Source organism: Acidiphilium cryptum JF-5 (assembly GCF_000016725.1).
Lineage (GTDB): Bacteria > Pseudomonadota > Alphaproteobacteria > Acetobacterales > Acetobacteraceae > Acidiphilium > Acidiphilium multivorum.
Window position 1 is genome coordinate 2088900 of the sequence record NC_009484.1, and the last position, 24034, is coordinate 2112933.

At 72.5% G+C, this 24034-nt stretch carries 21 protein-coding genes; 6 read left to right on the plus strand and 15 right to left on the minus strand.

Features of this window, described 5'->3' with window-relative positions; translation table 11 throughout:
- Positions 1-16 precede the first annotated feature (16 nt).
- From ACRY_RS11945 to ACRY_RS11960, 4 genes are read right to left on the minus strand one after another with little or no spacing between them, the layout of a single operon-like run.
- The gene (locus ACRY_RS11945; protein WP_012039702.1) at positions 17-2878 is read right to left on the minus strand and encodes a glycosyltransferase; all 2862 of its coding nucleotides are present in this window, start codon (positions 2876-2878) and stop codon (positions 17-19) included.
- Positions 2823-4598 carry a tetratricopeptide repeat protein gene (locus tag ACRY_RS11950; RefSeq protein WP_012039703.1) on the minus strand — a complete coding sequence of 592 codons (1776 nt, stop codon included), beginning with the start codon at positions 4596-4598 and terminating at the stop codon, positions 2823-2825. The genes ACRY_RS11945 and ACRY_RS11950 overlap by 56 nt, the downstream gene beginning before the upstream one ends.
- A gap of 18 nt (positions 4599-4616) precedes the next feature.
- Positions 4617-6047: an HlyD family type I secretion periplasmic adaptor subunit gene (locus ACRY_RS11955; protein ID WP_007423898.1), complete on the minus strand. Its 1431-nt coding sequence runs from the start codon at positions 6045-6047 to the stop codon at positions 4617-4619.
- Positions 6013-8241 carry a peptidase domain-containing ABC transporter gene (locus ACRY_RS11960; RefSeq protein WP_007423897.1) on the minus strand — a complete coding sequence of 743 codons (2229 nt, stop codon included), beginning with the start codon at positions 8239-8241 and terminating at the stop codon, positions 6013-6015. Before ACRY_RS11960 ends, ACRY_RS11955 begins: the two co-directional genes overlap by 35 nt.
- A 256-nt stretch (positions 8242-8497) precedes the next feature.
- On the opposite strand from ACRY_RS11960, the gene ACRY_RS11965 reads away from it, so the two are divergent.
- Positions 8498-9001, plus strand: a complete 504-nt coding sequence (locus tag ACRY_RS11965; RefSeq protein ID WP_007423896.1) for a GNAT family N-acetyltransferase — start codon at positions 8498-8500, stop codon at positions 8999-9001.
- 6 nt (positions 9002-9007) lie between these two features.
- Here the strand turns inward: ACRY_RS11965 and motA are convergent, their stop codons facing one another.
- The 9 genes from motA to dapA form a co-directional block, all read right to left on the minus strand.
- Complete coding sequence (motA, locus tag ACRY_RS11970; RefSeq protein ID WP_007423895.1) at positions 9008-9877, minus strand: flagellar motor stator protein MotA; 870 nt, start codon at positions 9875-9877, stop codon at positions 9008-9010.
- 39 nt (positions 9878-9916) lie between these two features.
- Entirely contained in the window at positions 9917-11032 is a 1116-nt protein-coding gene (locus tag ACRY_RS11975) for a flagellar motor protein MotB (protein WP_012039705.1), read from the minus strand.
- Between the two features lie 68 nt (positions 11033-11100).
- Positions 11101-12084, minus strand: coding sequence for a threonine ammonia-lyase (locus tag ACRY_RS11980; RefSeq protein ID WP_012039706.1), 984 nt, complete (start codon positions 12082-12084; stop codon positions 11101-11103).
- Complete coding sequence (locus tag ACRY_RS11985; protein WP_012039707.1) at positions 12081-13511, minus strand: ArnT family glycosyltransferase; 1431 nt, start codon at positions 13509-13511, stop codon at positions 12081-12083. Before ACRY_RS11985 ends, ACRY_RS11980 begins: the two co-directional genes overlap by 4 nt.
- A gap of 103 nt (positions 13512-13614) precedes the next feature.
- Positions 13615-14709, minus strand: a complete 1095-nt coding sequence (locus ACRY_RS11990; protein ID WP_012039708.1) for a glycosyltransferase — start codon at positions 14707-14709, stop codon at positions 13615-13617.
- Positions 14710-14719: 10 nt separating this feature from the next.
- Positions 14720-15205, minus strand: coding sequence for a peroxiredoxin (locus ACRY_RS11995; protein ID WP_012039709.1), 486 nt, complete (start codon positions 15203-15205; stop codon positions 14720-14722).
- A gap of 75 nt (positions 15206-15280) precedes the next feature.
- Positions 15281-15970 (minus strand): sulfite oxidase-like oxidoreductase, encoded by a 690-nt coding sequence (locus tag ACRY_RS12000; RefSeq protein WP_007423392.1) that lies wholly within the window; start codon positions 15968-15970, stop codon positions 15281-15283.
- Positions 15971-16039: 69 nt separating this feature from the next.
- Entirely contained in the window at positions 16040-16519 is a 480-nt protein-coding gene (smpB, locus tag ACRY_RS12005; protein ID WP_007423391.1) for an SsrA-binding protein SmpB, read from the minus strand.
- The gene (dapA, locus tag ACRY_RS12010; RefSeq protein ID WP_007423390.1) at positions 16519-17397 is read right to left on the minus strand and encodes a 4-hydroxy-tetrahydrodipicolinate synthase; all 879 of its coding nucleotides are present in this window, start codon (positions 17395-17397) and stop codon (positions 16519-16521) included. The genes smpB and dapA overlap by 1 nt, the downstream gene beginning before the upstream one ends.
- Before the next feature lie 91 nt (positions 17398-17488).
- On the opposite strand from dapA, the gene ACRY_RS12015 reads away from it, so the two are divergent.
- The 4 genes from ACRY_RS12015 to ACRY_RS12030 all read left to right on the plus strand — a co-directional run bounded on the left by ACRY_RS12015 (position 17489) and on the right by ACRY_RS12030 (position 22304).
- Positions 17489-19522 carry a lytic transglycosylase domain-containing protein gene (locus tag ACRY_RS12015; protein WP_012039710.1) on the plus strand — a complete coding sequence of 678 codons (2034 nt, stop codon included), beginning with the start codon at positions 17489-17491 and terminating at the stop codon, positions 19520-19522.
- Entirely contained in the window at positions 19519-19986 is a 468-nt protein-coding gene (locus ACRY_RS12020) for a phosphatidylglycerophosphatase A (protein ID WP_231295247.1), read from the plus strand. The genes ACRY_RS12015 and ACRY_RS12020 overlap by 4 nt, the downstream gene beginning before the upstream one ends.
- A complete protein-coding gene (locus ACRY_RS12025) occupies positions 19983-20456 on the plus strand; it encodes a CinA family protein (RefSeq protein ID WP_012039711.1) in 474 nt (157 codons plus the stop codon). The genes ACRY_RS12020 and ACRY_RS12025 overlap by 4 nt, the downstream gene beginning before the upstream one ends.
- 183 nt (positions 20457-20639) lie before the next feature.
- Positions 20640-22304: an EAL domain-containing protein gene (locus tag ACRY_RS12030; RefSeq protein ID WP_012039712.1), complete on the plus strand. Its 1665-nt coding sequence runs from the start codon at positions 20640-20642 to the stop codon at positions 22302-22304.
- A gap of 28 nt (positions 22305-22332) precedes the next feature.
- Here ACRY_RS12030 and ACRY_RS12035 read toward each other — a convergent pair whose 3' ends face one another.
- Together ACRY_RS12035 and ACRY_RS12040 are read right to left on the minus strand one after the other, a co-directional pair.
- The gene (locus tag ACRY_RS12035) at positions 22333-22845 is read right to left on the minus strand and encodes a chromate transporter (protein ID WP_007423461.1); all 513 of its coding nucleotides are present in this window, start codon (positions 22843-22845) and stop codon (positions 22333-22335) included.
- The gene (locus ACRY_RS12040) at positions 22842-23387 is read right to left on the minus strand and encodes a chromate transporter (protein ID WP_013640454.1); all 546 of its coding nucleotides are present in this window, start codon (positions 23385-23387) and stop codon (positions 22842-22844) included. The genes ACRY_RS12035 and ACRY_RS12040 overlap by 4 nt, the downstream gene beginning before the upstream one ends.
- A gap of 63 nt (positions 23388-23450) precedes the next feature.
- Between ACRY_RS12040 and ACRY_RS12045 the strand changes: the two genes are divergently transcribed.
- Positions 23451-23975 carry a hypothetical protein gene (locus ACRY_RS12045; protein WP_231295248.1) on the plus strand — a complete coding sequence of 175 codons (525 nt, stop codon included), beginning with the start codon at positions 23451-23453 and terminating at the stop codon, positions 23973-23975.
- The last annotated feature ends 59 nt before the right edge of the window (positions 23976-24034 follow it).

Below are 24034 nucleotides of genomic sequence, written 5' to 3' on the forward strand. Positions count from 1 at the left end.
GGGCGTGTCTCCATTGTCAGGCGGGGGAAAGGGATGCGGCCGTCAGGGCCGGAGGACGGGCGGCGGGCGCGGGCGGTTGCCAGGCGAGCAGGATGTCGTTGATGCGGGCCGGCGGCAGGCCGAGGGGCAGGACGTCGCCCCGCCGGGTCGCGCGGATGCGGGCGGCCGGGGCGCCGATGTCGAAACCGAGGACGTAGAGCCCGGCGCGCCAGAGCTCGCCGAGGGCGAAGCACCAGGTTTCCGGCCAGATCGAGGGCAGGAAGCCGAGGGCGGCGCCGGCATCGCGCAGCAGGGCCTGGGCCTCGCCCTCCTCATAGGCGCCGGTGACGCGGACGCGGCCGGTGGCGATCAGCGCGGCATCGTCCTCGCTGGTGCCGGCGAGGACGAAGGAGAGCGGCAGGGCGCGGGCGGCGGCATCGCGCGCGCAGGCGAGCAGGACGTCGAACCCCTTGGCGGGGCCGATGCCGCCGGCGAGCGCGATCCGGCGGGGCGCGCCGGGCGCGGGCGGGCGGGGCGGCGGCAGGTCGTCATCGTCCTCCCAGGGGGTGACGGCGACGGCGAGGCCGGGGAAATGGCGGCGCAGGCGGGCGGCGGCATCGGCCGAGGGGGCGGCGACGCGGCGGGCGGCGGCGAAGGCGGCGGCGGAGCGGGCGCGCAGGGCGGCGGGCGCGATCGGGTCGGCCAAGGCGCTGCCGGCGGCGGCGAGGCAGGTTTCGCAGCCGTCGATGCCGGGTTCGCCGCAATAGCGCCTGGCCGGGCCGATCAGGTTCACCCGCTTGCAGAAATGGGCGTAGTCGTGGACCACGTGATCCGCCGGGACGCCGAGCCGGGCCGGCAGGGCGAGGATCGCCGGGTCGTGGCCGAGCGTGTGGTGGAACTCGACATGGCGCACCCCCTCGCGCCGGAGCAGGGCGACGAGGGCGCGCATCCCGGTGCGGGGATCGAAGACGAGGTTGGGGAACGGTTCGGCGCCGCCATCGGCGAGGCGGGCGGGGCCGGTGCCGGCGATCGAGCCGTCCGCGCGGATCAGGTCGGGGCTGAGCAGGATCGGCCGCAGCCCGGCCTCCCGCAGCGCCGCCATCCGCGCCGCGACGACGCGGGCGATGCCGCCGCCGTGGTCATGCGCGACGAGGGCGACCGCGCCGTGGCGGACGCGGCCGGCGGCGAAGCGGGCAAGGTCGAGCCGGCGGCGGGCGTCGCGCAGCGGATCGGCCTCGTGATGGGCGGCGATGAGGGCGGCGTAGCCGGGATGGCGGCGTTCGAGGACGGCGAGGTTGCGGGCGCAGAGCGCGGCGGTGGTGGCGCCGAAGGAGGCGCCGCCGCGATGGGCGACGAAGATGCCGGGCGCGCCGGCATGGCGCCAGCCGGCCAGGGCGGCGCGGCGGCACCAGTCGTTCTCCTCGCCGTAGCCCTGGGCGAAGAGCGTGGCGTCGAACCCGCCGATGGCGTCGAGCGCGTCGTGCCGGATCGCCATGCAGAAGCCGATCGCGGTCGGGATGTCGACCAGGGCGGCGCCGTTGACGCGGCGGGCCAGCGCGTCGAGCCGGGTGGTGGCGGCGAGGTCCGGCGCGGGGTTGCCGCCCTGGCGGGCCGGGTAGCTCATGATCGTCGCCTCGTTCGAGAGCGGGGTGACGCTGGCGATGTCGGGCGCGCGGTAGAGCGCGGCGTGCAGCCGGGCGGGGGCGCGCGGCGGCAGCAGGATGTCGGCGTTGAGCAGCAGGATGTCGCAGCCGGGGACGAGGCGGCGGGCGGCGGCGATGCCGGCGTTGGCGGCGGCGGGGAAGCCGCGGTTGCGGCGGTGGCGGCGGAGCGCGATGCGCCCGGCCGCGGCCGCTTCATCGAGCAGGCGGACGAGGGCGGGCTCGGGCGAGGCATCGTCCACCACCACCAGCGGGCAGCGCGGGGCGGCGCGGCGGAAGGAGGCGATGGCATCCGCCGTCGCCGCCGCGTCGCGATAGGCGGGCATGACGGCGCAGAGCGGGGCGCGCGGCGGCAGGACGGGGCGGCGGCGGCGGATGCGGGCCGGCTTCAGCGCGGCGAGGGCGGCGGGGTCGATCGGCGTGCCGGCGAGGGCGGCGCCGGACGCGGTTTCGAGGATGAAGGGCGGGACGAGACCGGCGAGGCGCGCCGGGCCGATGCGGAAGCCGTGGCGCTCGACGAAGGGCCGCTGGTCGGACGGGCCGAGGCGGCGGCGCGGGGTGAGGGCGCGGCGGGTGCCGGCGCGGTCGACCAGGGTGAGGCGCGGCACCCGCCAGGGGGCGGCGGGATGGGCGACCCAGCCCTCGATCCCCTGCCCCGCCGGCATGGCGATGCCGTCGTGATGGCGGATCGCGGCGAGGTCGGGCGCGCCGAGCAGATTCGCGCCGTGCGGACCGTCGCCGACGCGCCGGCCCTCGGCGATGCCGCGCCAGCCGGCGAACCCGGCGGCGCGGGCGATGGCGGTGGCGAGGGTTTCGAACCGGCCGCCATCGTCGAGCGCCGGCGGAACCTCGTGGCGGGCGAGGAGTTCGGCGAGAGCGGCGGCGGCCTCGTCATGCGCGCCGGCGGCATGGCGCAGGCGGGCGAGCGCGATCCAGGCCCCGGCATGGTCGAAGCGGGTGGCGATGTCGGCGAGGGCGGCGGCGGCCTCGGGATCGCCGGTCGCGGCGCGCAGGAGGGCGCGCTCGTAACGCGGGCGGCCGTCATCCGGCGCGAGGCGGCAGACGCGGTCGAGCCAGAACGCCGCCTCCGCCGGATCGCCGGCGGCGATGGCGAGGCGGGCGCGGCGCCAGGCGTCCACCGCTTCGTCGTTGCGGCGGTCGCGCACGCGCGCGAAGGCGGCGTCAGTCCCCGGCGGCACGGCTGGCGGCGGGTTCCGGCCCGGCGGCAAGGTCGACAAGGTCGGACCGCGCCTCCTCGACGCCCTGGGCGAGGGCGCGGCGGAGCCAGGTTTCGGCCTCCGCCGGCTCCGGCGGGCCGGCCAGCCCCTTGCGCAGCCAGCGGCCGAGCATGAGCTGGGCGAGCGGGTGGTTCGCCTCGGCGGCGCGGCGATACCAGTGCAGCGCCGCCGCGCGGTCGACCGGAATGTCGTGCCCGCCGCCATGCAGGGCGCCGAGGGCAAACATGGCGCCGGGATGGCCGGTTTCGGCGACGCGGAGGAAGAGATCGCGCGCGCCCGCATGGTCGCGCGCGGTGCCGCGGCCATGCAGCTTCATCTCGGCCTGGAGCGCCAGGGCGTCGGTCATGCCGGTGTCGGCGGCGCGGCTGATCCAGCCATAGGCGGCCTCGGGATCGGCGGGAACGCCCCTGCCCTCCAGCAGCATGCGGCCATACCAGTACTGCGCGTTGACGATGTTTTCGGCGGCGCGGCGCAGCCACATCGCCCCCTTCGCCTCGTCGCGCGCGACGCCGATGCCCTCGGTGAGGCAGACGGCGTAGTTGAAGGCGCCGATCGCGTCGCCGGAGCCCGCCGCGCGCTCGAACCATTCGTGGATCGGCAGGCCATCGACCGAGGCGCTGCGGACCTGGCGGTGGAGGATGAGGTTGGCGAGGTTGGCCTGGGCGGCGGCATCGCCCCCGCTGGCGGCGCGGGCGAGCCAGCGCGCCGCCTCGTCGGCATCGCGCACGACGCCGGCGCCGGTGAGGTAGAGCATGCCGAGGGCGCGGGCGGCGGTGCGGTGGCCGGCCTCGGCCGCGGCGCGGAACCAGATCGCCGCCTCGGCATAGTTCGGCGGCAGGTCGCCGCCGCGGGCGTAGAGATCGCCGACCAGGGCGGCGGCCTCGGGATCGCCGGCGACGGCGGCGCGGCGGAGCCAGGATTCGCCCTCGACCGGGTCCGGCGCGCAGCCGCTGCCGGCGAGCAGCATGGCGCCGAGCTTCGCCTGGGCGTTGCGGATGCCGTGGATCGCCGCCTTGCGGTAGTGCATCAGGGCGCGCGACGGATCGGGCAGGACGCCGACCGCCTGCTCGTGGATGACGCCGAGCAGGAAATGCGCGGTGGGCAGGCCGGCCTCGGCGGCGCGCTCGATCGGGGCCATCGCCTCGATCGTCTTTTCCGCCGTGTCGGCGCGGGACATCAGCAGCATGCCGAGGCCGAGATGGCCCTGCGGCCAGTCCTGCGCGGCGGATTTGCGGTACCAGTCGAGCGCGGCGTCGCGGTCGAGAATGCCCTCGGGGCCGTTGGCGAGGATGAAGCCGAGCAGGGACTGGCCGTCCGCCGAGCCGGAGTCCGCCGCCTTGCGGGCCCAGGCCAGGGCCGCCGGATAGTCGGCGCCGGGGGCGTCATCGGCGGCCCAGTGATCGTCCGGGAACAGGCCGGGGCCGGACGCGGCGGCGCGCAGCCCCTGCAGGTGCAGGCTGGCGAGGCGGCACTGGCTCGGCACGTGGCCGGCCTCGGCCGCGGCGCGGAACCAGCGCGCGGCCTCGGCCGGGTTGCGCGGGAACAGGGTGCCGGCGAGATAGGCGTGCGCCACCTCGTTCTGCGCCTCGACGAGTCCGGCGGCGGCGGCGACGCTGTAGAGCCGCGCCGCCCGCGCCCGCGCGCCGGCGGCGGCGAGGCGCCGCGCCCGGCGGAGGGCCCTGGGCGGCGAAAGCGCCGCCAGATGGTCCAGCAGTCGCATCGGCGCGGGATGCCCCCCTCAGGGCTCGCGCATGCTGTCGGTCGCGACCGGCAGCAGCTTGGTCATGAAATAGGAGAGGATGGTGCGCCGGCCGGTCTTGATGTCGGCGGTGAGCGGCATGCCGGGGGTGAGGCGGAAGCTGGGCGGCACGCCGTGCAGCATCAGCCTGTCGATCGAGATGCGGGCCTTGTAGTAGAGGCCGCGCGGCCGGTTGGGCAGCGGCGAGGCGCCCTCCGCCGGCGGCTGGTCGGAGCTGAAACTGTCGGCGCTGACCGAACGGAGCGTGCCGCGGGCGGTGCCGTAGCGCAGGTAATCGAAGGTGGCGAATTTCACCGTGACCGGATCGCCGACATGGACATGGCCGGATTCGGCGCCGCTGATATCGGCCTCGACCTCGAGCGGGGCGTCCAGCGGCACCAGGGTGATGAACTTGGCCCCCGACCGCAGCACCGAGCCGACCGAGACATGGGCGACGGTGAGCACGATGGCGTCGCGCGGCGCGCGCATCACCACGAGCTGGCTCTGCAGCCGCGCCTTGGCGAGGTCCTGCTCGGTGGCGATCAGCTTGCTGTCGGTCTCGGCGAGTTTCTCCCCGACATCGGCGATCCATTTCTTTTCATAGGCGTCGCGCTCGGCCTGCTGGGCGGCGAGGTCGCGCTCGCCGGCGGCGGCGGTGGCCAGCGCGCTGGAGAGCGAGCTGGACACGGTCAGCCGGTCGTTCCGGGCAAGCAGGGAGTTGAGCTTGCTGCCGACCTGCATGCGCTGGAGCTGGTCGCGCATGTGCTCGACATCCTTCGCCACGCCGACCTGCTTGCGGTAGAACCCCGCCTCGCTGTCGCTCTTGGCGATGATCATGCGCAGCTCGGCGATCTTCTGGTCGTAATTCTCGATCGTGTAGATGCGCTCGGCCTTGCGGCTCTGGAAGATCGCGGCCTGGAGACGCTGCGCCGCGTTGGGATGCGCCGGCGCGTAGGTGGTGCCGCCCGCCTCGGCGGCGAGACGGTCGCGCCGGGCGGCGAGCTGGATCACCTCGGCGCTCAGCGCGCGCAGATTGGCGCTGGCGAAGGTGGGGTTCAGCTTCGCCAGGATCTCGCCCTTGTGGACGATCTCGCCCTCGTGGACGTCGATCGCCTGGACGATCGAGGTGTCGAAGGGCTGGAGCAGGACGTTCGGGGCGGTGGAGACCAGCCGGCCGGGCGCCGAGACCACCTTGGGAATGCGCACGACGGCCGCGACGGCGATCAGCGTCGCCACCAGGGCGGTGACGAGCAGCATGGTGTAGCGCGAGACGATCGACACCGGCGTCGCGATCACCGCCGCCGTCGGCGACTGGAATTCCAGCAGCGGCAGCGGCAGGTCCGACAGCGAGGCGGGATCGGCCAGGGCGAGGCTGCCGCCGGAGGGCGGCAGCCGGTCAGTCGCCTTGCGCGAGGGTCGGGGTCGGCGCATGGCGGCCTCCTTCGGGATTCATGTGGCGGTTCTGCTGGAGCCAGAGATGGCGGTAGATCGCGCAACGCTCGACGAGATCGGCGTGCCGGCCGATATCGACGACACGGCCGGCATCCATGACCAGGATCATGTCGCAATCGACCAGCGAGGCGAGACGGTGGGAGACGATCACCATCGTCCGGCCGCGGGCGATGCGCAGCAGGTTGGCGTTGATCAGCGCCTCGCTTTCGGGGTCGAGCGCGCTCGTCGCCTCGTCGAGGATGAGCAGGCGGGGATCGGCGATCAGGGCGCGGGCGATGGCGAGGCGCTGCTTCTGGCCGCCCGAGAGGTTGGGCGAGCCCTCCTCGACGAAGGTTTCGTAGCCCTGGGGCAGGCGCTCGATGAATTCCTCCGCGCCGGCGAGGCGGGCGGCGCGGATCGCATCCTCGAAGGTGAGGCCGGGACGGCCGGCGATGATGTTGTCGCGCACCGAGCCGCGGAAGAGGAAATTGTCCTGCAGGACGACGCCGAAGCTCTTGCGCAGATGACGGAGATTGATCTCGCGCAGTTCGGTGTTGTCGATCTTCACGGCGCCGAGATAGTCGCGGTTGATGCCCTGGAGCAGGCGCGTGATGGTCGACTTGCCCGAGCCGGAACGGCCGACGATGCCGAGCATGGTGCCCTCGGGGATCGAGAAGCTGACCTTGTTCAGCGCCGGCGTCTTGCCGCCCTCGTAGGTGAAGGTGACCTCCTCGAAGGCGACGGCGCCGCGGAAGGCGGGGCGCAGGCCGGTGTTCATCGCGCGGCGCTCGGTCGGCCGGTTCAGCACCTCGCCGACGATGCCGACGGCGGCGCGGGCCTCCTGCGCGTCCTGCACGAGGCGGGCGAAGGAGATCAGCGGGCCGGCGACGCGGCCGCCGAGCAGCATGAAGCCGACCAGCGAGCCGGCGGCGAGCGGGTTCTGCGAGGTGAGCGCGACATAGCCGCCGAGCAGCAGCACGCCGATCGTCGCGTAGCGCTCGAGCGGCAGCGACAGCACCTGCGGCCAGGCGGAGAGCCGGCCCATCTCGAGATTGAGCTGGCTGGTGAGCGCCACCCGGCCGTCCCAGTCATCGGAGCGGACCTTCTCGAGCGCCAGCGCCTTGACCGTGCGCACGCCGTAGAGGCTTTCGACCAGCACCGCGCCCTTCCGGCTCTCGGCCTCGATGATGCGGCCGGTCAGCCGGGCGAGCGCGGGCAGGAAGGCGGTGATGATGACGGCGATGGTGGCCGAGGCGATCAGCACCGTCCAGGCGAGGAAGGCGTTGAGGTAGAACAGGATCGGCAGGACCAGCGCGATCATGAAGATGTTGATGAAGGTGGTCAGCAGCCGGCCGGTGATGAAGTCGCGCACGCGGTAGATCTGGCCGACCTTGTAGCCGATCTGGCCGGCCTGGTTGCGCTCGAAGAACTCGATCGGGATCGTCATCAGCCGGTCGAAGATCATCAGGTTCAGCCGGGCGTCGAGCCTGGTGGAGAGCATCACCAGCATCATCTGCCGGCCCCAGGTGAGCACCGCCTCCCAGAGGATGGCGATGACGAAGACGATCGAGATCAGCGCCAGCGTGTTCATCGCGTGGTACTCGATCACCGAGTTGAGCACGACCATGACCAGCAGCGCCGGGATCACCTGCAGCACGGTGAGCGTGACCGAGCTGATCGCGATGTCGCGCAGGATGCGCTTCTCGCGCCAGACCATGCGGAAGAGGAGCGCGAAGTTGAAGACCGGCTCGGCATCGTCCTCGCCGCGCTCGCCGCGGACGAGGAGCACCGTGCCGTCCCACAGCTGGCCGAGCTGCAGCTCGTCGACCGGGACGGGCGCGGTGCCCTGCGGGGCGCGGGGGTCGCGCAGGAACACGACGGCGCGCTCGCGGTCGGCGGCGACCATGATCGCCGCGCCGCCATCCTTCAGCAGCAGGATGACCGGCGCCGTCGTCTCGATCTTGAGGAGCTGGCGGAAATTGACGCGGATCGCGCGGGCCCAGAGCCCGGCATCGCGCGTCCATTCGACGAGACCGGCGGAGGATGGCGGCGCGCCGCCGCCCTCCTTGCGCAGGAGTTCAGGATCGAGGTCGATTCCGTGGAACCGGGCCGCGGCCCTGACCGCCAGCACGCGCACGTGAAGCTCCCTGCCGCCATCCGGCGCGGCATCCACCGGCTCGATTGTCTCGCTCATCAGACAAGATCTTTCCCCGTTGCGATAGATCTTTCGTCCGGGGCGCGCCTGCCGGTCTGCCACGCCGTGAACCGGCGCCGCGGGGTGCCAAAACCGCACCCGGTTACGAAATCAAATATCAAATCAAACATTCAACACTCCGTTAGCACATGTGCGGACGCTTTTTCCATAGATTTGAACCCGCCGCGAAACGGGTCTTGCGTTTCGGCCCCGGCGGTGCTGGATCAGGCAGCGATCTGCCAAGGAGCACGCGACCATGGATATCCGCCCCGCCGCCCCGGAAGACCTGCCCGCCTGCCAGGCGATCTATGCCCATCACGTGCTGGAGGGGACCGGAACGTTCGACGAGGTGCCGCCCTCCCTCGAAGCGCTGACGGCGCGGTTTCGCGAGGTCACCGGCGCGGGACGCGCCTGGGTGGTCGCCGCCGATGCGACGGGCATTCTCGGCTTCGCCTATTTCGACCAGTACCGCGCCCGCTCGGCCTACCGGTTCACCGCCGAGGACAGCGTCTATGTGCGCGAGGACGTGCGCGGCCAGGGGGTGGGCAAGGCGCTGGTCGCGCGGCTGCTCGACGAGGCGCGCGCCGCCGGATTCCGGGAGATGCTCGCCGTGATCGGCGATTCGGAGAATGTCGGCTCGATCGGGGTGCATGCCAGTCTCGGTTTCCAGCGGGTGGGGACGCTCCGCGATGTGGGGTTCAAGTTCGGCCGCTGGATCGACGTGGTGATCATGCAGCGCCATCTCGGCGGCCAGGGTTGAGGACGGTCAGGCGGCGATCTTGAGGGACTCCACGGATTCCTCCAGTTCCTGGAAGGTCGGCATGAACAGGTTGGGCACCATCTTGCGGCCGACCTCGACGCTGACCTGCGGCGCGTTGCCGTGCAGATGCGCGACCAGCACCGCGCGGATCACCTCGAAATAACGGGAATCCTCCTCGACCACGCCGCGCAGCCGCACCGAGAGCGGCCCCACCACGCCATAGGCGAGCAGCACGCCGAGGAAGGTGCCGGTCAGCGCCTCGCCGATCATTTCGCCGAGCACGGCGGGCGGCTGGCTGATATGCGCCATCGTCTTGATCACGCCGAGCACCGCGGCGACGATGCCGAGCGCGGGCAGGCCGTCCGCCATCGTCTGCAGCGTGTGGGCGCCGTGCAGCTCCTCGGCCAGGGTCTTGCGCAGTTCGCGGGCCATCACGTCCTCGATCTGGTGCGGATCGTCGGCGTTCATGCCGACCATCCGCAGATAGTCGCAGATGATCGCGGTGGCTTCCTCGTTCTTGAGGATGGCCGGGAAGTGCTTGAAGACCGGGCTTTCCTCCGGACGCTCGATATGCGGCTCCAGCGCCATGGCGCCGCGCGTCGCGGCGAGGCGGACAAGGTAGAACAGCAGGCACAGCAGGTCAGTGTAGTCGGCCTTCTTGAAGGCGCCGCCGCGCAGCACCTTCTTGAAGCCGGCCAGCGTGTGCTTGATGTCGTGCATCGAGTTGCCGGCCACGAAGGTGCCGACCGCGGCGCCGCCGATCGTGATGAGTTCGAAGGGCATCGATTTCAGCAGCGGACCGATCGCCCCGCCCGTCACGATAAAGACGCCGAACACGCAGACGAGCAGGAATGCAACGCCTCCCAAAGTGAGCATATTTCACCGAAATCTCAGAACATTGCATCTCCGTTCGGGTCATGGCGCCTTGGCACCATCTGTTTTGACCCCTTCCGGCAGTGCCGGACGCACCACCAGTATTCCCACCCGCCGATTGGCTGCCGCCAGCGGATTGGATGGGATGAGCAGCTTTCGGTCGGCATAGCCGCTCACGCGCGCGATCAGCCGCTTCGGAAAGCCGGCCTTGACCAGGACCGCGCGCGTCGCGTTCGCGCGCTCGACGGACAGGTCCCAGTTGTCCTTGGGACCGGCGACATAGGGCCGGGCATCGGTGTAGCCGGCGATGCGGATCCGGTCGCCCAGCCGGGACAGGATCGGCGCGATCTTGGTGAGCAGTTCCAGCGTCATCGGGTTCGGCCGGGCCGAGCCGAGCGCGAACATCGGCCGCTTGTGCGCGTCCATGATCTGGATGCGCAGGCCCCGCGGCGTGACGTGGACGCTGACCTGTTTCGAGAGCGACGCCAGATCCGGGTCCTGCGCCATCATCTGCCGGATCTCGGAACCCGCGGTCCTGAAGCGGGCTTCGCCGAGATTGCCGGGGGCGAGGCCGCCGATGGCGCCGCCGGTGCCGGCGGCGGCCTTCTCGCCGGACGGCGCGGACCGCGCCCCGGCGGCGGGTGAAGCGGGCTTCTGCAACTCGGGCGCGGGCTTCGGCGCCGCGTTCGACGCGGTGGCGCCGGAGGCACGCGGCTTGTGGCCGGCGCCGGGCGAGGTGTTCACCATGTCGTTGCCGGTGGGATGATCCGGGCGGATCTGCTGGCCCTGCGGCGTGTGCGGCACCTGGTAGGAGACCGGGTTGTGGCCGACGGTGACGCGCACCGCCCCGCGATCCGACGAGAGGGCGCCCTTGTCGAACGGGGTGCTGCCGCCGAACGGCTTGCCCTCGCCGGAGGCGGCGCGGTTGAGCACGTTGGCCTGGCTGAAATAGTCGGCGAGGCCGACGCGCTGCGCCTCGGTCGTCGCGTTGATCAGCCACATCAGCAGGAAGAAGGCCATCATCGCGGTCACGAAGTCGGCATAGGCGACCTTCCAGGCGCCGCCGTGATGGCCGCCCTCGACGATCTCCTCGCGGCGGATGATCAGGTTGACCGCCTGATCGCCCCCCTTGCCGCCCTTCTTCTTGCGCTGCGCCATGAACCCCTTGTCACCTTTCGGGGCGGAGTATCGGGGGTGGGGGTTAAAAAAGGCTGAATCGGAGACCGTCAGCAGGTGACTTCGAGGGCGCGGGCCAGCGTTCCGGGATCGGCATTGCCGCCGGAGAGAACGACTCCCACCGCCAGGCCGTCGAGCGGCAGCGCCTCGGCCAGCACCGCCGCCAGCGCCACCGCGCCGCCGGGCTCGACCGCGAGCTTGAGATGGCGCAGCGCGAAGCCCATCGCGGCGAGCACCTGCGACTCGCCGACGGCGACGGCGCCGGCGAGGCGGGGCGCGTTGAGCGCGAAGGTGAGTTCGCCGGGCGTCATCGCCATCAGCGCGTCGCAGAGCGCGGAGCCCGCGCCGTCGTTGGCGAGGCGGGTGCCGGCGGCCAGCGAGCGGCCGGTATCGTCCCAGCCCTCGGGCTCGACGGCGATCAGCCGGGTCGCGGGCGAGGCGTGTTCGAGGGCGAGGGCGCAGCCGGCGGTCAGGCCGCCGCCGCCGGTGCAGACGAAGACGAGATCGAGTTCGGCGCCCGCCGCCCGCGCATCCTCCACCAGTTCGAGGGCGAGGGTGCCCTGCCCGGCGATCACGTCCGGATGGTCGTAGGGGGGGATCAGGGCGGCGCCGGTGCGGGCGGCGATGGCGGCGCCGATCGCCTCGCGGTCCTCGGTGCGGCGGTCGTACTGCACGATGTCGGCCCCCCAGGCGGCGGTCGAGTCGCGCTTGATGGCGGGGGCGTCGCGCGGCATCACGATGGTGGCGGGAATCCCGAGGGCGGCGGCGGCGCAGGCCACCGCCTGGCCGTGATTGCCCGAGGAATAGGCGACGACGCCGGCCGCGCGCGCCGCGGGGGCGAGCCGCAGGATCGCGTTGGTCGCGCCGCGCAGCTTGAAGCTGCCGGTGCGCTGCAGCGGCTCGGCCTTGATGAACACCTCCGCGCCGGTCCGCTCGTCGAGCGCGGGAGAGCGCAGCGCCGGGGTGCGGACGATGTGCGGGGCGATCAGGGCGTGGGCGGCGAGAACATCCTCGGCGGTGGGCAGGCGGGTCATTGCTTGGGCCTCATGAGTGCGGCGGGGGCGGCGGCGAGACGGGCGGCGGACAGGGCGTAGGATTCGATCGCGACGCCGGCGCGGCGGCGGGCGGCATGGCCGGCGGGGACGGCGGCGGCGACCTCGCTTGCGGCGAAGCCGGCGAGCCAGGACGGTTCGACCAGCAGGACCGGCGTGCCCGGCGCGGCCGGCGGGGCGGCGAAGAAGCGCCAGCGCGGGCCGAGTCCGACCACGGCGAAGCTGGGCGGCAGGTCGTGCGCGAGTTCGGACAGGGTGCTGTAGTCGGTGCTGGCGATCACGGTGAGGTGGCGCGAGGCGGCGGCGCGGGCGACATCGCGCGCCAGCGCCCGCCAGCCGGCGAGGCGGATCGCGGTCGGGTCGCGGTGCGGGGGCAGCGGGAACGGGGCGGCGGCGGCCTGGAGCCAGACGATCACGGCGAGCAGGAAGCCGAGCGCCGCGGCGGCCCGCAGCCAGGCGCGGGCGATGCGCGGGGCGATGGCGCCGGCGGCGAGGGCGGCGGCGGGGTAGAGGATGGCGGGCCAGTTCGCCTGCACGGGGCCGGAGAGCGTGTGCTCGACAAAGACGGCGGCGGGCACCAGCACGGCGAGCAGGACCAGGCGGGCGGGGGCGGAACGGTCGCGCCGCAGCGACCAGACGCCCCAGGCCATCAGGCCGAGGACGATCGGGGTGGCGAGGCCGGCCTGCCCGCCGATCAGCCCGAGCAGGTGGCCGGGCGTCCCGGCCAGGTCGAGATGCGCGGAGCGGCCGCCCTGCTTGGCGAAGCTCGCCCAGCCATGCGCCGCGTTCCACAGGACCACCGGCAGCATCGCCAGCAGGCCGAGCAGCAGCCCGAGCCAGGGCAGCGGTCGGCGCAGCCCCGCCCTGCCCTCGCGCGTGGCGAGCATGAACAGACCGATGGCGACGAAGAGCAGGGCGGCGGTGTATTTGGCCTCGAAGCCGAGCCCCGCGGCGAGGCCGGCGGCGAGAAACCAGCGGTCGTCGCCGGTGGCGAGCCAGCGCGCCATCGCCCAGAGCGAAGCGGTCCAGAACAGCAGGAGCGGCGTGTCCGGCGTGGTGATGATGGCGCCGGCATTCAGCACCAGGGTGGCGTTGAGCAGGAGCGCGGCGGTGAGGCCGGCGCGGCGGTTGGGAAAGAGATCCTCGCCGGCGCGCCAGAGCAGCAGCGTGCCGATCGCGGCGGAGAGCGGCGAGAGCAGACGGATGCCGAGCGCGCCGTTGCCGGCGATGAACGTGCCGGCCCGGATCCAGAGCGCGATCAGCGGCGCGTCGTCGTAATAGCCGGTGGCGAGGTGCCTCGACCACAGCCAGTAATAGGTCTCGTCCGGCGAGAGCGGGATGAGGGCGGCGAGGACGAGGCGGAGGAGGGTGAGGCCGGCCAGGGCCGCCAGCCAGGCCTGGCGGCTCATCGCCCGGACCGGTCCGGCGCGCTCATCGCACGCATCGGTTCTGCGCGCTCATCGCACGCACGGCTTTTGCGCGCTCATCGCACGCACGACTTTTGCGCGCTCATCACACGCGCCAGACCAGGGTGGCGGAGACCGCGTAGTTCCAGACCACGCCGATCGCCGAGCCGGCGGCGCTGGCGGCGAGGCCGTTGGCGTCGCCCCGATGATAGAGCGCGCCGGCGATGCCGATATTGGCGATGGCGCCGAGGCCGCAGACCAGCATGAACAGCACGAGACCCTGCCAGTAGCGCACGCCGCGCAGCTTCATCGTGCGGTAGGTCAGGCGGTTGTTCAGCTCGAAATTGGCGACCATGGCGACGATGGTGCCGAGCGTCTGCGCCGGGCCGAAACCGAGCCCGGCGGCGCGGCTCGCCTGCATTGCCGCGAGGTTCACGAAAATGCCGAACAGGCCGACCAGGGCGAAGGCGATGAAGCGCAGCGGCACCATGCCGCCGAGCGCGCGGTCGACGAACTGGCCGGCGAACTGGACCATCACCAGGATGTCGAGCTTGCTTTCGCCGGCGGCGCGGGGGCGGAAGCGGTAGGGGAGTTCGGCGACCTTCAGCGGGGCCGGCGCGGAGAGCAGCAGGTCGAGCAGGATCTTGAAGCCCTGCCCGTTCAGCCGGTGCGCCAGGTCCTCGAACAGCGACTGGCGGAGGAGGAAGAAGCCGCTCATCGGGTCGGAGATCGCAACACCGGCGAGTTTCCGGGCGAGGCCGATGCCGGCGGCGGAAAGGCGCTGGCGCAGCGGCGAGGCGAGGCCGGCGGCGTCGCCGCCGCCGACGTGGCGGCTGCCCACCGCGATGTCCGCCCCCGCGCGCACGGCGTCGAGCATCGCGGGGAGGATGGTCTCGTCGTGCTGGAGGTCGCCGTCGATCACCGCGACGAAGGGGGCGGAACTGGACAGCGCCCCCTCGATGACGGCCGAGGACAGGCCGCGGCGGCCGACGCGGCGGAGGCAGCGGACGCGGGTGTCGGTCCGCGCCAGGGCGCGGGCTGCGTCGGCCGTGCCGTCGGGGCTGTCGTCGTCGACGAAGATCACCTCCCAGTCGATGCCGGCGAGGGCGGCATCGAGGGCGGCGACCATGGGGGCGACGTTCGGCTGCTCGCGATAGCAGGGAACGACGACGCTGAGGACCGGGCTGCGGCAGGCCGTCACGCGGGCAGGCTCAGCCGCCGAGCGCCTCCAGCACCGCCTCGGCCCGGCTGACCTCGAAGCCGCCCGGTTGCTCGATGGCGAGGTGCGTCACCAGCCCGTCCTGCGCGACCAGGGCATAGCGCTGGCTGCGGACGCCGAGGCCGCGGGCGATGAGGTCGAGCTCGAGGCCGAGGGCGCGGGTGAAGGCGCCGGAGCCGTCGGCGAGGAAGGTGACCTTGCCGCCGGCCTTCTGGCTCTCGGCCCAGGCGGTCATCACGAACACGTCGTTCACCGCGATGCAGGCGATCTCGTCGACACCCTTCGCCTTCAGCGCGTCGTAATGCTCGAGGAAGCCGGGAACGTGCTTCGCGCTGCAGGTGGGGGTGAAGGCGCCGGGAACGGCGAAGAGCACCACCGTCTTGCCGGCGAACAGTTCGCCGGTGTCGATCTCCTGCGGTCCCTCGGCGCCGGGGGTCATCAGCTTCATGGCCGGGAGCCTGTCGCCCACCTTGATCATCGCGTCTCTCCTGATTGGATGGCCTGTTCGAGCAGACTGGTAGCCGAAGCCGGGCCGCGCGTGAAGGCGGGCGGTTCAGGCGTAGCGTTCCTCGGCCCAGGGATCGGCGTTGTTGTTGTAGCCGCGGGTTTCCCAGAAGCCCTTGCGGTCGGCCGTCGCGAAGGTGATGCGGCGGACCCATTTGGCGGATTTCCAGAGATAGTAGCGCGGCACCAGCACCCGCACCGGGCCGCCGTGCTGGCGGGTCAGCGGCTTTCCCTCCCAGCTGTGCACCAGGTAGCAGTCCTCGGCGGCGAACTGGTCGAGGCGGAGATTGGTCGTGTAGTCGTCATAGGATTCGAAGAGGACGTGGGTCGCCTCCGGGTGCGGCCGCACCAGGTCGAGGATGGTGCGGATCGACACGCCGCGCCAGTGATTGTCGTAGCGCGACCAGGTGGTGACGCAGTGCATGTCCGACACGCTGTCCTGCTGCGGCAGGGCCATGAACCCGTCCCAGTCGAGGGTGACGGGATTGGCGACGGCGCCGTCGATCGCGAGGCGGAAGGCGGCTTTCGGCACCTCGGGCTGGACGCCGAGATCGAGCACCGGCCAGTCGGTGACGAGGCGCTGGCCGGGCGGGAGGCGCTGCGCCGGCGGCGCGGTGGCGCCGGTCAGGCCCCGCCCCTCGCGCGACCAGTCCTGCTTGCGGCCGATCAGCTTGTCGCGGATCTGGCCGATCAGGCTGATTTCCGGTCCGTCGTTTCCCTGCTTGTCCGCTTCGTCCATCGCCGTTCTCCTTCCGGGCCGGACGATGATATGGGGTGAAGGGGCTCGCGGTCCAGCGCGCGGCGGGGGTCAGCGGTTCTTGAGGATGCGGGCCTTGTCGCGTTCCCAGTCGCGCTTGGCGATGGCCTGGCGCTTGTCGTGCTGCTTGCGGCCCTCGGCGATGCCGAGCGTGACCTTGGCGAGGCCGCGCGGGTTGAAATGCACGTCGAGCGGGACGACGGTCGAGCCCTGGCGGGCGATGGCGCCGAGGAGCTGGTCGATCTGCTTGCGCTTGAGCAGCAGCTTGCGCGGGCCCTTGGTGTCGAAGCGGGAGAGCACGCCGCCCTGGTATTCGGGGATGTACATGTTGAAGAGATACATCTCGCCGTCGCGCTCGCCGGCGAAGGCCTCGGACAGCGTGGCGCGGCCCATGCGCAGCGACTTCACCTCGGCGCCGCGCAGGACGATGCCCGCCTCGACCGTGTCCTTGATCGTGTAGTTGAACCGGGCCTTGCGGTTCTGCGCCGCGATCCCGTGGGAGATCAGCCCGGATTTCCGGGGCTCGGCCATCAGGCGAGCAGCCCGAGCCCGGTCATCGCGGCGCGCATCTGCGCCTTCGTCGCCTCGGCGAGCGGGGCGAGCGGCAGGCGGCAGAATTCCGAGCCGAATCCGAGCAGGGAGGCGGCGTATTTCGCCGGGGCGGGATTGCTCTCGGCGAACATCGCATCGTGCAGGGGCAGCAGGCGGGACTGGATCGCCATCGCGGTCTTCAGGTCGCCGGCGCGCCAGGCCGCCTGCATCTCGGCGCAGAGGCGCGGAGCGATGTTGGCGGTCACCGAGATGCAGCCGACGCCGCCGGCGGCGAGGAAGGCGAGCGCGGTGTGATCCTCGCCCGAGAGCTGGCAGAACGACGCGCCGCAGGCGGCGGTGGTGTGCAGCGGGCGGGTGAGGTTCGCCGTCGCGTCCTTCACGCCGACGATGTTGGGGTGCTGCGCGAGGCGGGCCATCGTCGCCACGCTCATGTCGATCACCGAGCGGGGCGGGATGTTGTAGATGATGAGCGGAATACCGATCGCGTCGGCGACCGCGGTGAAGTGGCGGAGCAGGCCGTCCTGCGTCGGCTTGTTGTAGTAGGGGGTGACGACGAGAACGCCGTCGGCGCCGACGGATTCGGCGTGCTTCGCGAGGCCGATGGCCTCGCGCGTGGCGTTCGAGCCGGCGCCGGCGATCACCGGGACGCGTTTCCTCGCCACCTCGACGGTGATCTCGACCACACGCTTGTGCTCGTCATGGCTGAGCGTGGGGGATTCGCCGGTGGTGCCGACCGGGACGAGGCCGTTGGTGCCCTCGGCGATCTGCCATTCGATGAAACGTTCGAGCGCCGCCTCGTCGATGCGACCGTCTTCGTGCATCGGGGTGACCAGCGCGACCAGTGAGCCGTGAAACATTGTGTTCTCCGTGAGTGCGCGTAACCTATTCGCAGCATTCGGCGGCGGCAAGGTATGGGAGCGCGGGAGCAGTCCTGCTATTGGTTCGCGCATGGTCCGGATGTTGCTGCTGCTGACGTCCCTGCTCGCTCTCGGCGCCGCCCCCGCGCCGCTGGGCGCGGTCGCGATCGCCGCCCCGCTGCAGCCCGCCCCCGCCCTCGCCCGGATCATGAACGACATCCGCGCCAATCACTGGACCGAGGCGGAAACGCTGGCCGCCGCCCAGCCGGACCGGCTGGTGGCGCGGCTTGTGACCTATTACCGGGTGCTCGACCCCGGGGCGGCGAGCGAGACCGAGATCGCCGCGTTCATGGCCAGATATCCCGACTGGCCGGAGCAGGGAATCCTGGCGCGGCGGTGGAACGAGGCGCTGGCCGCCGACCCGGACGACGCCACGGTGCGGCGCGAATGCCGCACCCGGCTGCCCGAGACCGCCGCCGCCAATGCGCGCTGCGCCGCCGCCCTCGACCAGGTGGCGCCGCGCGAGGCGGCGCGCTTCGCCCGGCGCGCCTGGATCGACGGGTTCGACAGCCCGGCCGGCGCGGCGACGTTCGAGGCGAAATACGCCGCGCTGCTGACGCCGGAGACCAACTGGGCGCGGTTCTCGCGCCTCGCCATCGCCGGGAAGCTCGACGTGGCGACGATGCTGCTCGACCAGTTGCCGGCGGGCGAGGCCGCGACCGCGCGCGCCTTCATCGCCCTCGCGCATGGCGGCAGGCAGGCGCAGGCGGCGGTCGCGGCGCTGACCACGGCGCAGCGGGCGACGCCGTTCCTGTTCTTCGCGGAACTCGCCGCGGCACAGGATCAGGCCGCGCGGCTCGCGCTGTGGCAGGCGCTGGGGGCGGAGGCGGAGAAGCAGGCGACGGGGCTGGCGCGCGCGCTGCTCTGGCGGCGGCGGGAGAGTTTCGCGCGCGACCTGCTCGCCGCCGGCGATGCGAAGGACGCCTATGCGCTGGTCGCCGCCGCGCGGCCGCCGGGCGAGGACGCGCGGGCCGGCCGCGACTTCCTCGCCGGGTTCATCGCCCTGCGGATGCTGCACGAGCCGGCCGCGGCGCGGCCCTGGTTCGTTCGGCTGCGCGGGCTTTCGACCGCGGTGATCACCCGCGCCCGCGCCTTCTACTGGCTGGCGCAGACCGAGAGCGGCCAGGCGGCGCGGGCCGACCTGCTGCGCGCCGCCGCCTGGCCGGACACGTTCTACGGCCAGTTGGCCGCCCTTCAGGCGGGGGAAACGCCGGCGCAGCTGGCGGCGCGGATCCGCGCCCTCGGCCCGCCGCGGCTGACGACGGGGCAGGCCACCGCCTTCGCCGAGCGCGAACTGCCGCAGGCCGCCGTGCTGCTGGCCGAGATGGGCGCGCCGCGCCGGGCGCGGGCCTTCCTGCTGCGGATGGCCGAACTCAGCCCGAGCCTTGCCGACCGCTATCTCGACGCGCGGCTGGCCGACGGGATCGGCCAGGTTTCGGCCTCGGTGATGGTGGCGCGGATGGCCGGGACGGCGGGGGACATGCTGGTGCATCTCGGCTGGCCGATCCCGCCGGGGCTGCTGCCGGCGCCGGGGCAGCCGCGCCTCGAACCCGCCGCGGCCACGGTTCCGCCGCCGCCGGCGCCGCCGCCGCGCAGCGTGATCCTGTCGCTGATCCGCCAGGAGAGCAGTTTCGATCCGCGCGCGACCAGCCCCTCGGGCGCGGAGGGGCTGATGCAGCTGATGCCGGGGACGGCGCGGGAGGTGGCGCGGCAGTCCGGACTCGCGCTGCCGCCGGGCGCGCTGGTCGATGACCCGGCGCGGAACGTCGCCCTCGGCTCGGCGTATTTCGCCCGTCTGCTGCAGCGCTTCGGCGATTGCCTGCCGCTCGCGATCGCGGCCTATAACGGCGGGCCGCGCAACGTCGAGAAATGGATCGCCGCCAATGGCGACCCGCGCATGCCGAAGGCGCAGGGCGGCGTCGATCTCGTGACGTGGATCGAGGAGATCCCGTTCGGGGAGACGCGCAACTATGTGGAACGGGTGACGGAGGGGATCGTGATCTATCGCGCGCTGGAAGGGAAGCCGGCGACCGATCCGGTGGTGCGGTGGACCGCGTCGCGGTGAGCGCATCGGACGTGCTGGGAAGGGCGGTGGCCTCGGGCCTCGGCATCGGCTTCGTGCCCCGCGCGCCGGGCACCGCGGGCGCGCTGCTCGGGCTGCTCGCCGGCGGCATACTTTATACTTACGGCACCGTCGCGCTCGCCGCCGGGATCGTGATCGCCAGCGCGGCGGGGATGATCGCGATTCCGCGGACCGGCATGGCGGGGCGCGACCCCGGCTGGATCGTGATCGACGAGGTCGCGGGGCAGATGATCGCCCTGCTCGGCCTGCCCTGGCTGACCGGCTCGGGCGTGCTGCTCGCCTTCCTGCTGTTCCGCGTCTTCGACATCCGCAAGCCCTGGCCGATCAGCCTGGCCGACGCGCGGCACGACGCGCTGGGGATCATGGCGGATGACTGGATCGCCGGCGCCTTCGCCGCGATCGTGCTGGCGGCGCTGCGCCTCGTCTGGCCAGGGACGGGGCTGTGAACCCGAGGGCGGCAGCCGTGATCGGGCGGGCGCGGGAGGCGGGGCGGACGATCGCGACGGCGGAGAGCTGCACCGGCGGGATGATCGCCGCGGCCCTGACCGATATCGCCGGCGCGTCCGCCGTGTTCGGCCACGGCTTCGTCAGCTACGCGAACGACGCGAAGGTGGCGATGCTCGGCGTCGAGCCCGGGCTGATCGCGCGGGAGGGCGCGGTGAGCGAGACGGTGGCGCGGGCGATGGCCGAGGGCGCGCGGGCGCGGGCGGGGGCCGATCTCGCGGTGGCGGTGACGGGGATCGCCGGGCCGGAGGGGGGATCGGCGGAGAAGCCGGTCGGCACGGTCTGGTTCGGCCTCGCCCGGAAGGACGGCGCGACGCTGGCCGAGCGGCGCGTCTTCCCCGGCGGCCGCGACGCGGTGCGGCGGGCGACGGTGGACCACGCGCTCGACCTGCTGGCCGCGGCGCTGGGATAGGGCATCGTCCGGTCGGACAAGGATGCTCTGGTGATCCTGTCGACAGGGTAGAGCGCTACGTCCGGTCCGGGAGGATCGGAACGCGCTCCGGATTGTTTCGATTTACTCGGGATTAACCGGAGTTCCGGATAGTGCGGCGAGATGCCGCCGCCTGGCGACGGCCTGGGCGGAGTTGGAACCGGGATGCTGAATACCGAAGCCGCCACGACTGCGCTGCGGCTGGAGCGGGACAGATACGCGCTGCTGGCGTTCTGCTGGGGCGACCTGCTTCTCACCCTCGATCCGCGCCTCAGGATCGAGACCGCCTCCGGCGCGAGCGAGGCGCTGACCGGACTGCCCGAGCAGGCCTGGACCGGCCGGAACCTCACCGACCTGATCGCCGCACAGGACCGCGGCCGCATTGCCGCGGTGCTCGAGTCGCTGACGCCGACGCGCCGGGTGCTGGCGGGGACGATCCGCCTCGCCGGGCGGGACGGCGCCGTGGGGGCGCGGGTGAGCGTCGCGGCGCACCGGCTGGATACCGCGCGGGATGCGATCTACGTGTCCATGCGCAAGCTGGCGGAGGACGCGCCGGACGAGCCGGAAGAGATCGAGGAGGTGCCGCGCCTCGCCGAACGCCTCGCCGCCGCCGGCGCGCAGGGGGCGGAAATGACGCTGTTCGCGATTCCGGGGATCGCGCAGGAGGGCGGCCAGCCGCTCGGCGAGACGCTCGGCGACCTGCTGCGCGCCCATTCGCTCGGCGGCGACACGGCGATGCGGCTGGATTCGGGGCATTATTCGGTGCTGCACGAGGCGGGACGGACCTTCGGCGCGGTGATCCACCAGATCGAGGCGATGATCCATGCCGCCGATCCGACGGCGCCGCCGCCGCGGATCGAGTCGATGACGCTGCCGATGCAGGCGGAGGGGATGAGCGAGGGCGACCTCGCCCGCGGGCTGGTCTATGCGATGCACCGGTTCGGCGAGGGCAGCGAACTGTCGCTGCACGAGGCGGGGCAGCGGCTGCGCGAGCGGCTGAGCGACGCGATGGGCAGCGTGACGCGGCTGCGCCGCGCGATCGATGACGGGGTGTTCGGCATCGCCTTCCAGCCGATCGTCGATATCCGCAGCGGCGCGATCCATCACTTCGAGGCGCTGACCCGGTTCGACGAGGCGGGCACCGGCTCGCCCTTCGAGACCATCCTGCTGGCCGAGGAAACCGGGCTGATCGAGGAATTCGACCTCGCGATGGCGCGCAAGGCGGTGTCCTGGCTCGGGACGCTGCCGCTGAACGACGAGCATGTCTGCATCGCGGTCAACATTTCCGGCCGGTCGATCAACAGCGCCGCCTATGCCGAGGGGCTGCACCGGCTGCTGGAGGAGAATATCTGGCTGCGCCGCCGGCTGTCGTTCGAGATCACGGAGAGTGCGCAGATCGCCGATCTCGACGCGGCGAACGGCTTCATCCAGGGGCTGCGGCGGCGCGGCTTCGGCGTGACGCTCGACGATTTCGGCGCCGGCGCCGCGTCGTTCCGCTATCTCTCGGTGCTGGAGGTCGACGCGGTGAAGTTCGACGGCGCGGCGATCCGCCACGCCCAGCGGGCGCAGAAGGGGCGCGCCTTCCTCAGCGCGCTGACCGAGCTGTGCCGGCGCATGGGGATCTCGACGATCGCCGAGATGATCGAGACGCCGGAGGCGCTGGCCTTCGTGCGGGAGTGCGGCTGCAATTTCGTGCAGGGCTACCTGTTCGGCCAGCCGGCGGCGGATATCGGCCGGTTCGCGCAACTGCCCAATCGCGGCCTGCTGGTGCCGCCGCGCCGGGACCCGGTGGGCGCGGCCAAGGCAACGGCGCGCCGGGGGCGGCCGTAGAGCACTCTCCGATCCTTCCCGAGAGGCCCTAAAACAGCAGCGTGCCCAGGGCGGCGGCGACGGCGAGCAGCGCCAGCGGGTGCAGGCGGAAGCGGAGCGCCGCCAGCATGACACCGAGCGTGAGCGCCCAGGCCGGCGGCCCGCGATCCGCTGCGCGGACGACGACGGAGGCGGCGGCAAGGATCAGCCCGCCGGAGACCGGCGTGATCGCCGCCTGCAGGAGCAGCCGCCAGCGCGCGGTGCGGAACCGCTCCCACACGCCGGAGACCAGCACCGTCAGCACGCTGGACGGGCCGATCATCCCCAGCGTGGCGACCAGCGCGCCGGCGAGGCCGGCGACGTGCAGGCCGATCAGCGTGACGACGAGCATGTTCGGCCCCGGGCTGGTCTGGGCAAGACCGAACAGGGCGGCGAATTGCGGCGCGGTCATCCAGTGATGGGCGACGACGGCGCGGGCCATCGCCGGCAGGGTGCTGGCGACGCCGCCGATCGCGATCAGGGAGAGGCCGGCGAACAGGCCGAGCAGGACCAGCAGGATCATGCCCTGAACCGCCAGGCCAGCAGCACGGAGAGGGGCGTGGCGATGCCGATCACCACCGGCAGGGCGAGATGCAGCACGCCGAACAGGACGAAGGCGAGGCCGACGATGGCGGCACGGGCGGGGCGGTGCAGCACGGGCCAGGCGATTCGCAGCGCGGCGGCGGCGAACAGGCCGGCGGCGCCGGCGGCGAGGCCGAGCAGGGCGTGATGGACGAGGGGGATGCCGCCGATCCGCTCATAGACCGCACCCAGCGCGATGACGATGACGACCGGCGCCGCGAGCAGGCCGGCGATGGCGACCACCGCCCCCTTCGGGCCGCGCTGGCGGGCGCCGAAGGCGGCGGCGAGGTTAACCACGTTCGGGCCGGGCAGGAACTGGCAGAGGCTGAACAGGTCGGCGAACTCGGCCCCGGTGAGCCAGCCGCGGCGCTCGACCATGATGCGGCGGGCGAAGGGCAGCACGCCGCCGAAACCCGACAGGCCGGCCGCGAAGAAACCGGCGAAGAGTTCGGCAAGGCCGGGGCGGGGCGACTCGGGGTCCATCGCCGTTACTATGCCCCGGGGGGGATGATCGACAAACCGGCGGCGCTCCGGCAATTTGCGCAGATGAGCGATGACGGGAGCGACGATCGGAACAAGCTGGAGGACGACCTCGCGCTGCGCGCGGGGCCGGCGAAGACCAGCCCGCCCCTGCCGGTGGCACTGATGATCCTGCTGCTCGGCCTCGCGGCGCCGTTCGTGTTCGTGCACACGGCCAGGCCCAGCCCGTTCCTGACCGCGATGGCGCTGCTGCTGCCGCTGTCGGGCACGATCGCGGTGATCGGCTCGGTCGAGTCGATGCGGCGGCGGCATGGCGACCGGGCGGTGCGGACGCGCGCGGTGATCGGGGCGGACGGCGTCGCGCTGCTGCGCCGGCCGGCGGAGACGGAGCACCATGTCTGGGCGGACATCGCCGCCGCCGAGGTGACGCCGACGACGCTCACGCTTCAGGTGCGCGGCGAGGATGGCAAGCGGCTGCGGCGGGCGATCCGCTACGCGGGACTGGAAACACCGGTTGAGATGCTGCGCGGACGGATCGCGCAAGGGTTGAAAAACGGCGCGGCTGTCACAAAGGGCGATCGGTTGTCATAAAAGCTTAACCGACAGCCGGTCGCCTTGTCACACAGGATCATCTAGAGGGCGCGTCAGGA

Excerpts from the sequence above, each read along its gene's own strand:
- ACRY_RS11950 (WP_012039703.1), bottom strand. The coding sequence starts at position 4,598 with ATGCGACTGCTGGACCATCTGGCGGCGCTTTCGCCGCCCAGGGCCCTC.
- ACRY_RS11955 (WP_007423898.1), bottom strand. The coding sequence starts at position 6,047 with ATGCGCCGACCCCGACCCTCGCGCAAGGCGACTGACCGGCTGCCGCCC.
- ACRY_RS11960 (WP_007423897.1), bottom strand. The coding sequence starts at position 8,241 with ATGAGCGAGACAATCGAGCCGGTGGATGCCGCGCCGGATGGCGGCAGG.
- ACRY_RS11965 (WP_007423896.1), top strand. The coding sequence starts at position 8,498 with ATGGATATCCGCCCCGCCGCCCCGGAAGACCTGCCCGCCTGCCAGGCG.
- motA (WP_007423895.1), bottom strand. The coding sequence starts at position 9,877 with ATGCTCACTTTGGGAGGCGTTGCATTCCTGCTCGTCTGCGTGTTCGGC.
- ACRY_RS11975 (WP_012039705.1), bottom strand. The coding sequence starts at position 11,032 with ATGGCGCAGCGCAAGAAGAAGGGCGGCAAGGGGGGCGATCAGGCGGTC.
- ACRY_RS11980 (WP_012039706.1), bottom strand. The coding sequence starts at position 12,084 with ATGACCCGCCTGCCCACCGCCGAGGATGTTCTCGCCGCCCACGCCCTG.
- ACRY_RS11985 (WP_012039707.1), bottom strand. The coding sequence starts at position 13,511 with ATGAGCCGCCAGGCCTGGCTGGCGGCCCTGGCCGGCCTCACCCTCCTC.
- ACRY_RS11995 (WP_012039709.1), bottom strand. The coding sequence starts at position 15,205 with ATGATCAAGGTGGGCGACAGGCTCCCGGCCATGAAGCTGATGACCCCC.
- ACRY_RS12000 (WP_007423392.1), bottom strand. The coding sequence starts at position 15,970 with ATGGACGAAGCGGACAAGCAGGGAAACGACGGACCGGAAATCAGCCTG.
- smpB (WP_007423391.1), bottom strand. The coding sequence starts at position 16,519 with ATGGCCGAGCCCCGGAAATCCGGGCTGATCTCCCACGGGATCGCGGCG.
- dapA (WP_007423390.1), bottom strand. The coding sequence starts at position 17,397 with ATGTTTCACGGCTCACTGGTCGCGCTGGTCACCCCGATGCACGAAGAC.
- ACRY_RS12015 (WP_012039710.1), top strand. The coding sequence starts at position 17,489 with ATGGTCCGGATGTTGCTGCTGCTGACGTCCCTGCTCGCTCTCGGCGCC.
- ACRY_RS12030 (WP_012039712.1), top strand. The coding sequence starts at position 20,640 with ATGCTGAATACCGAAGCCGCCACGACTGCGCTGCGGCTGGAGCGGGAC.
- ACRY_RS12035 (WP_007423461.1), bottom strand. The coding sequence starts at position 22,845 with ATGATCCTGCTGGTCCTGCTCGGCCTGTTCGCCGGCCTCTCCCTGATC.
- ACRY_RS12040 (WP_013640454.1), bottom strand. The coding sequence starts at position 23,387 with ATGGACCCCGAGTCGCCCCGCCCCGGCCTTGCCGAACTCTTCGCCGGT.
- ACRY_RS12045 (WP_231295248.1), top strand. The coding sequence starts at position 23,451 with ATGAGCGATGACGGGAGCGACGATCGGAACAAGCTGGAGGACGACCTC.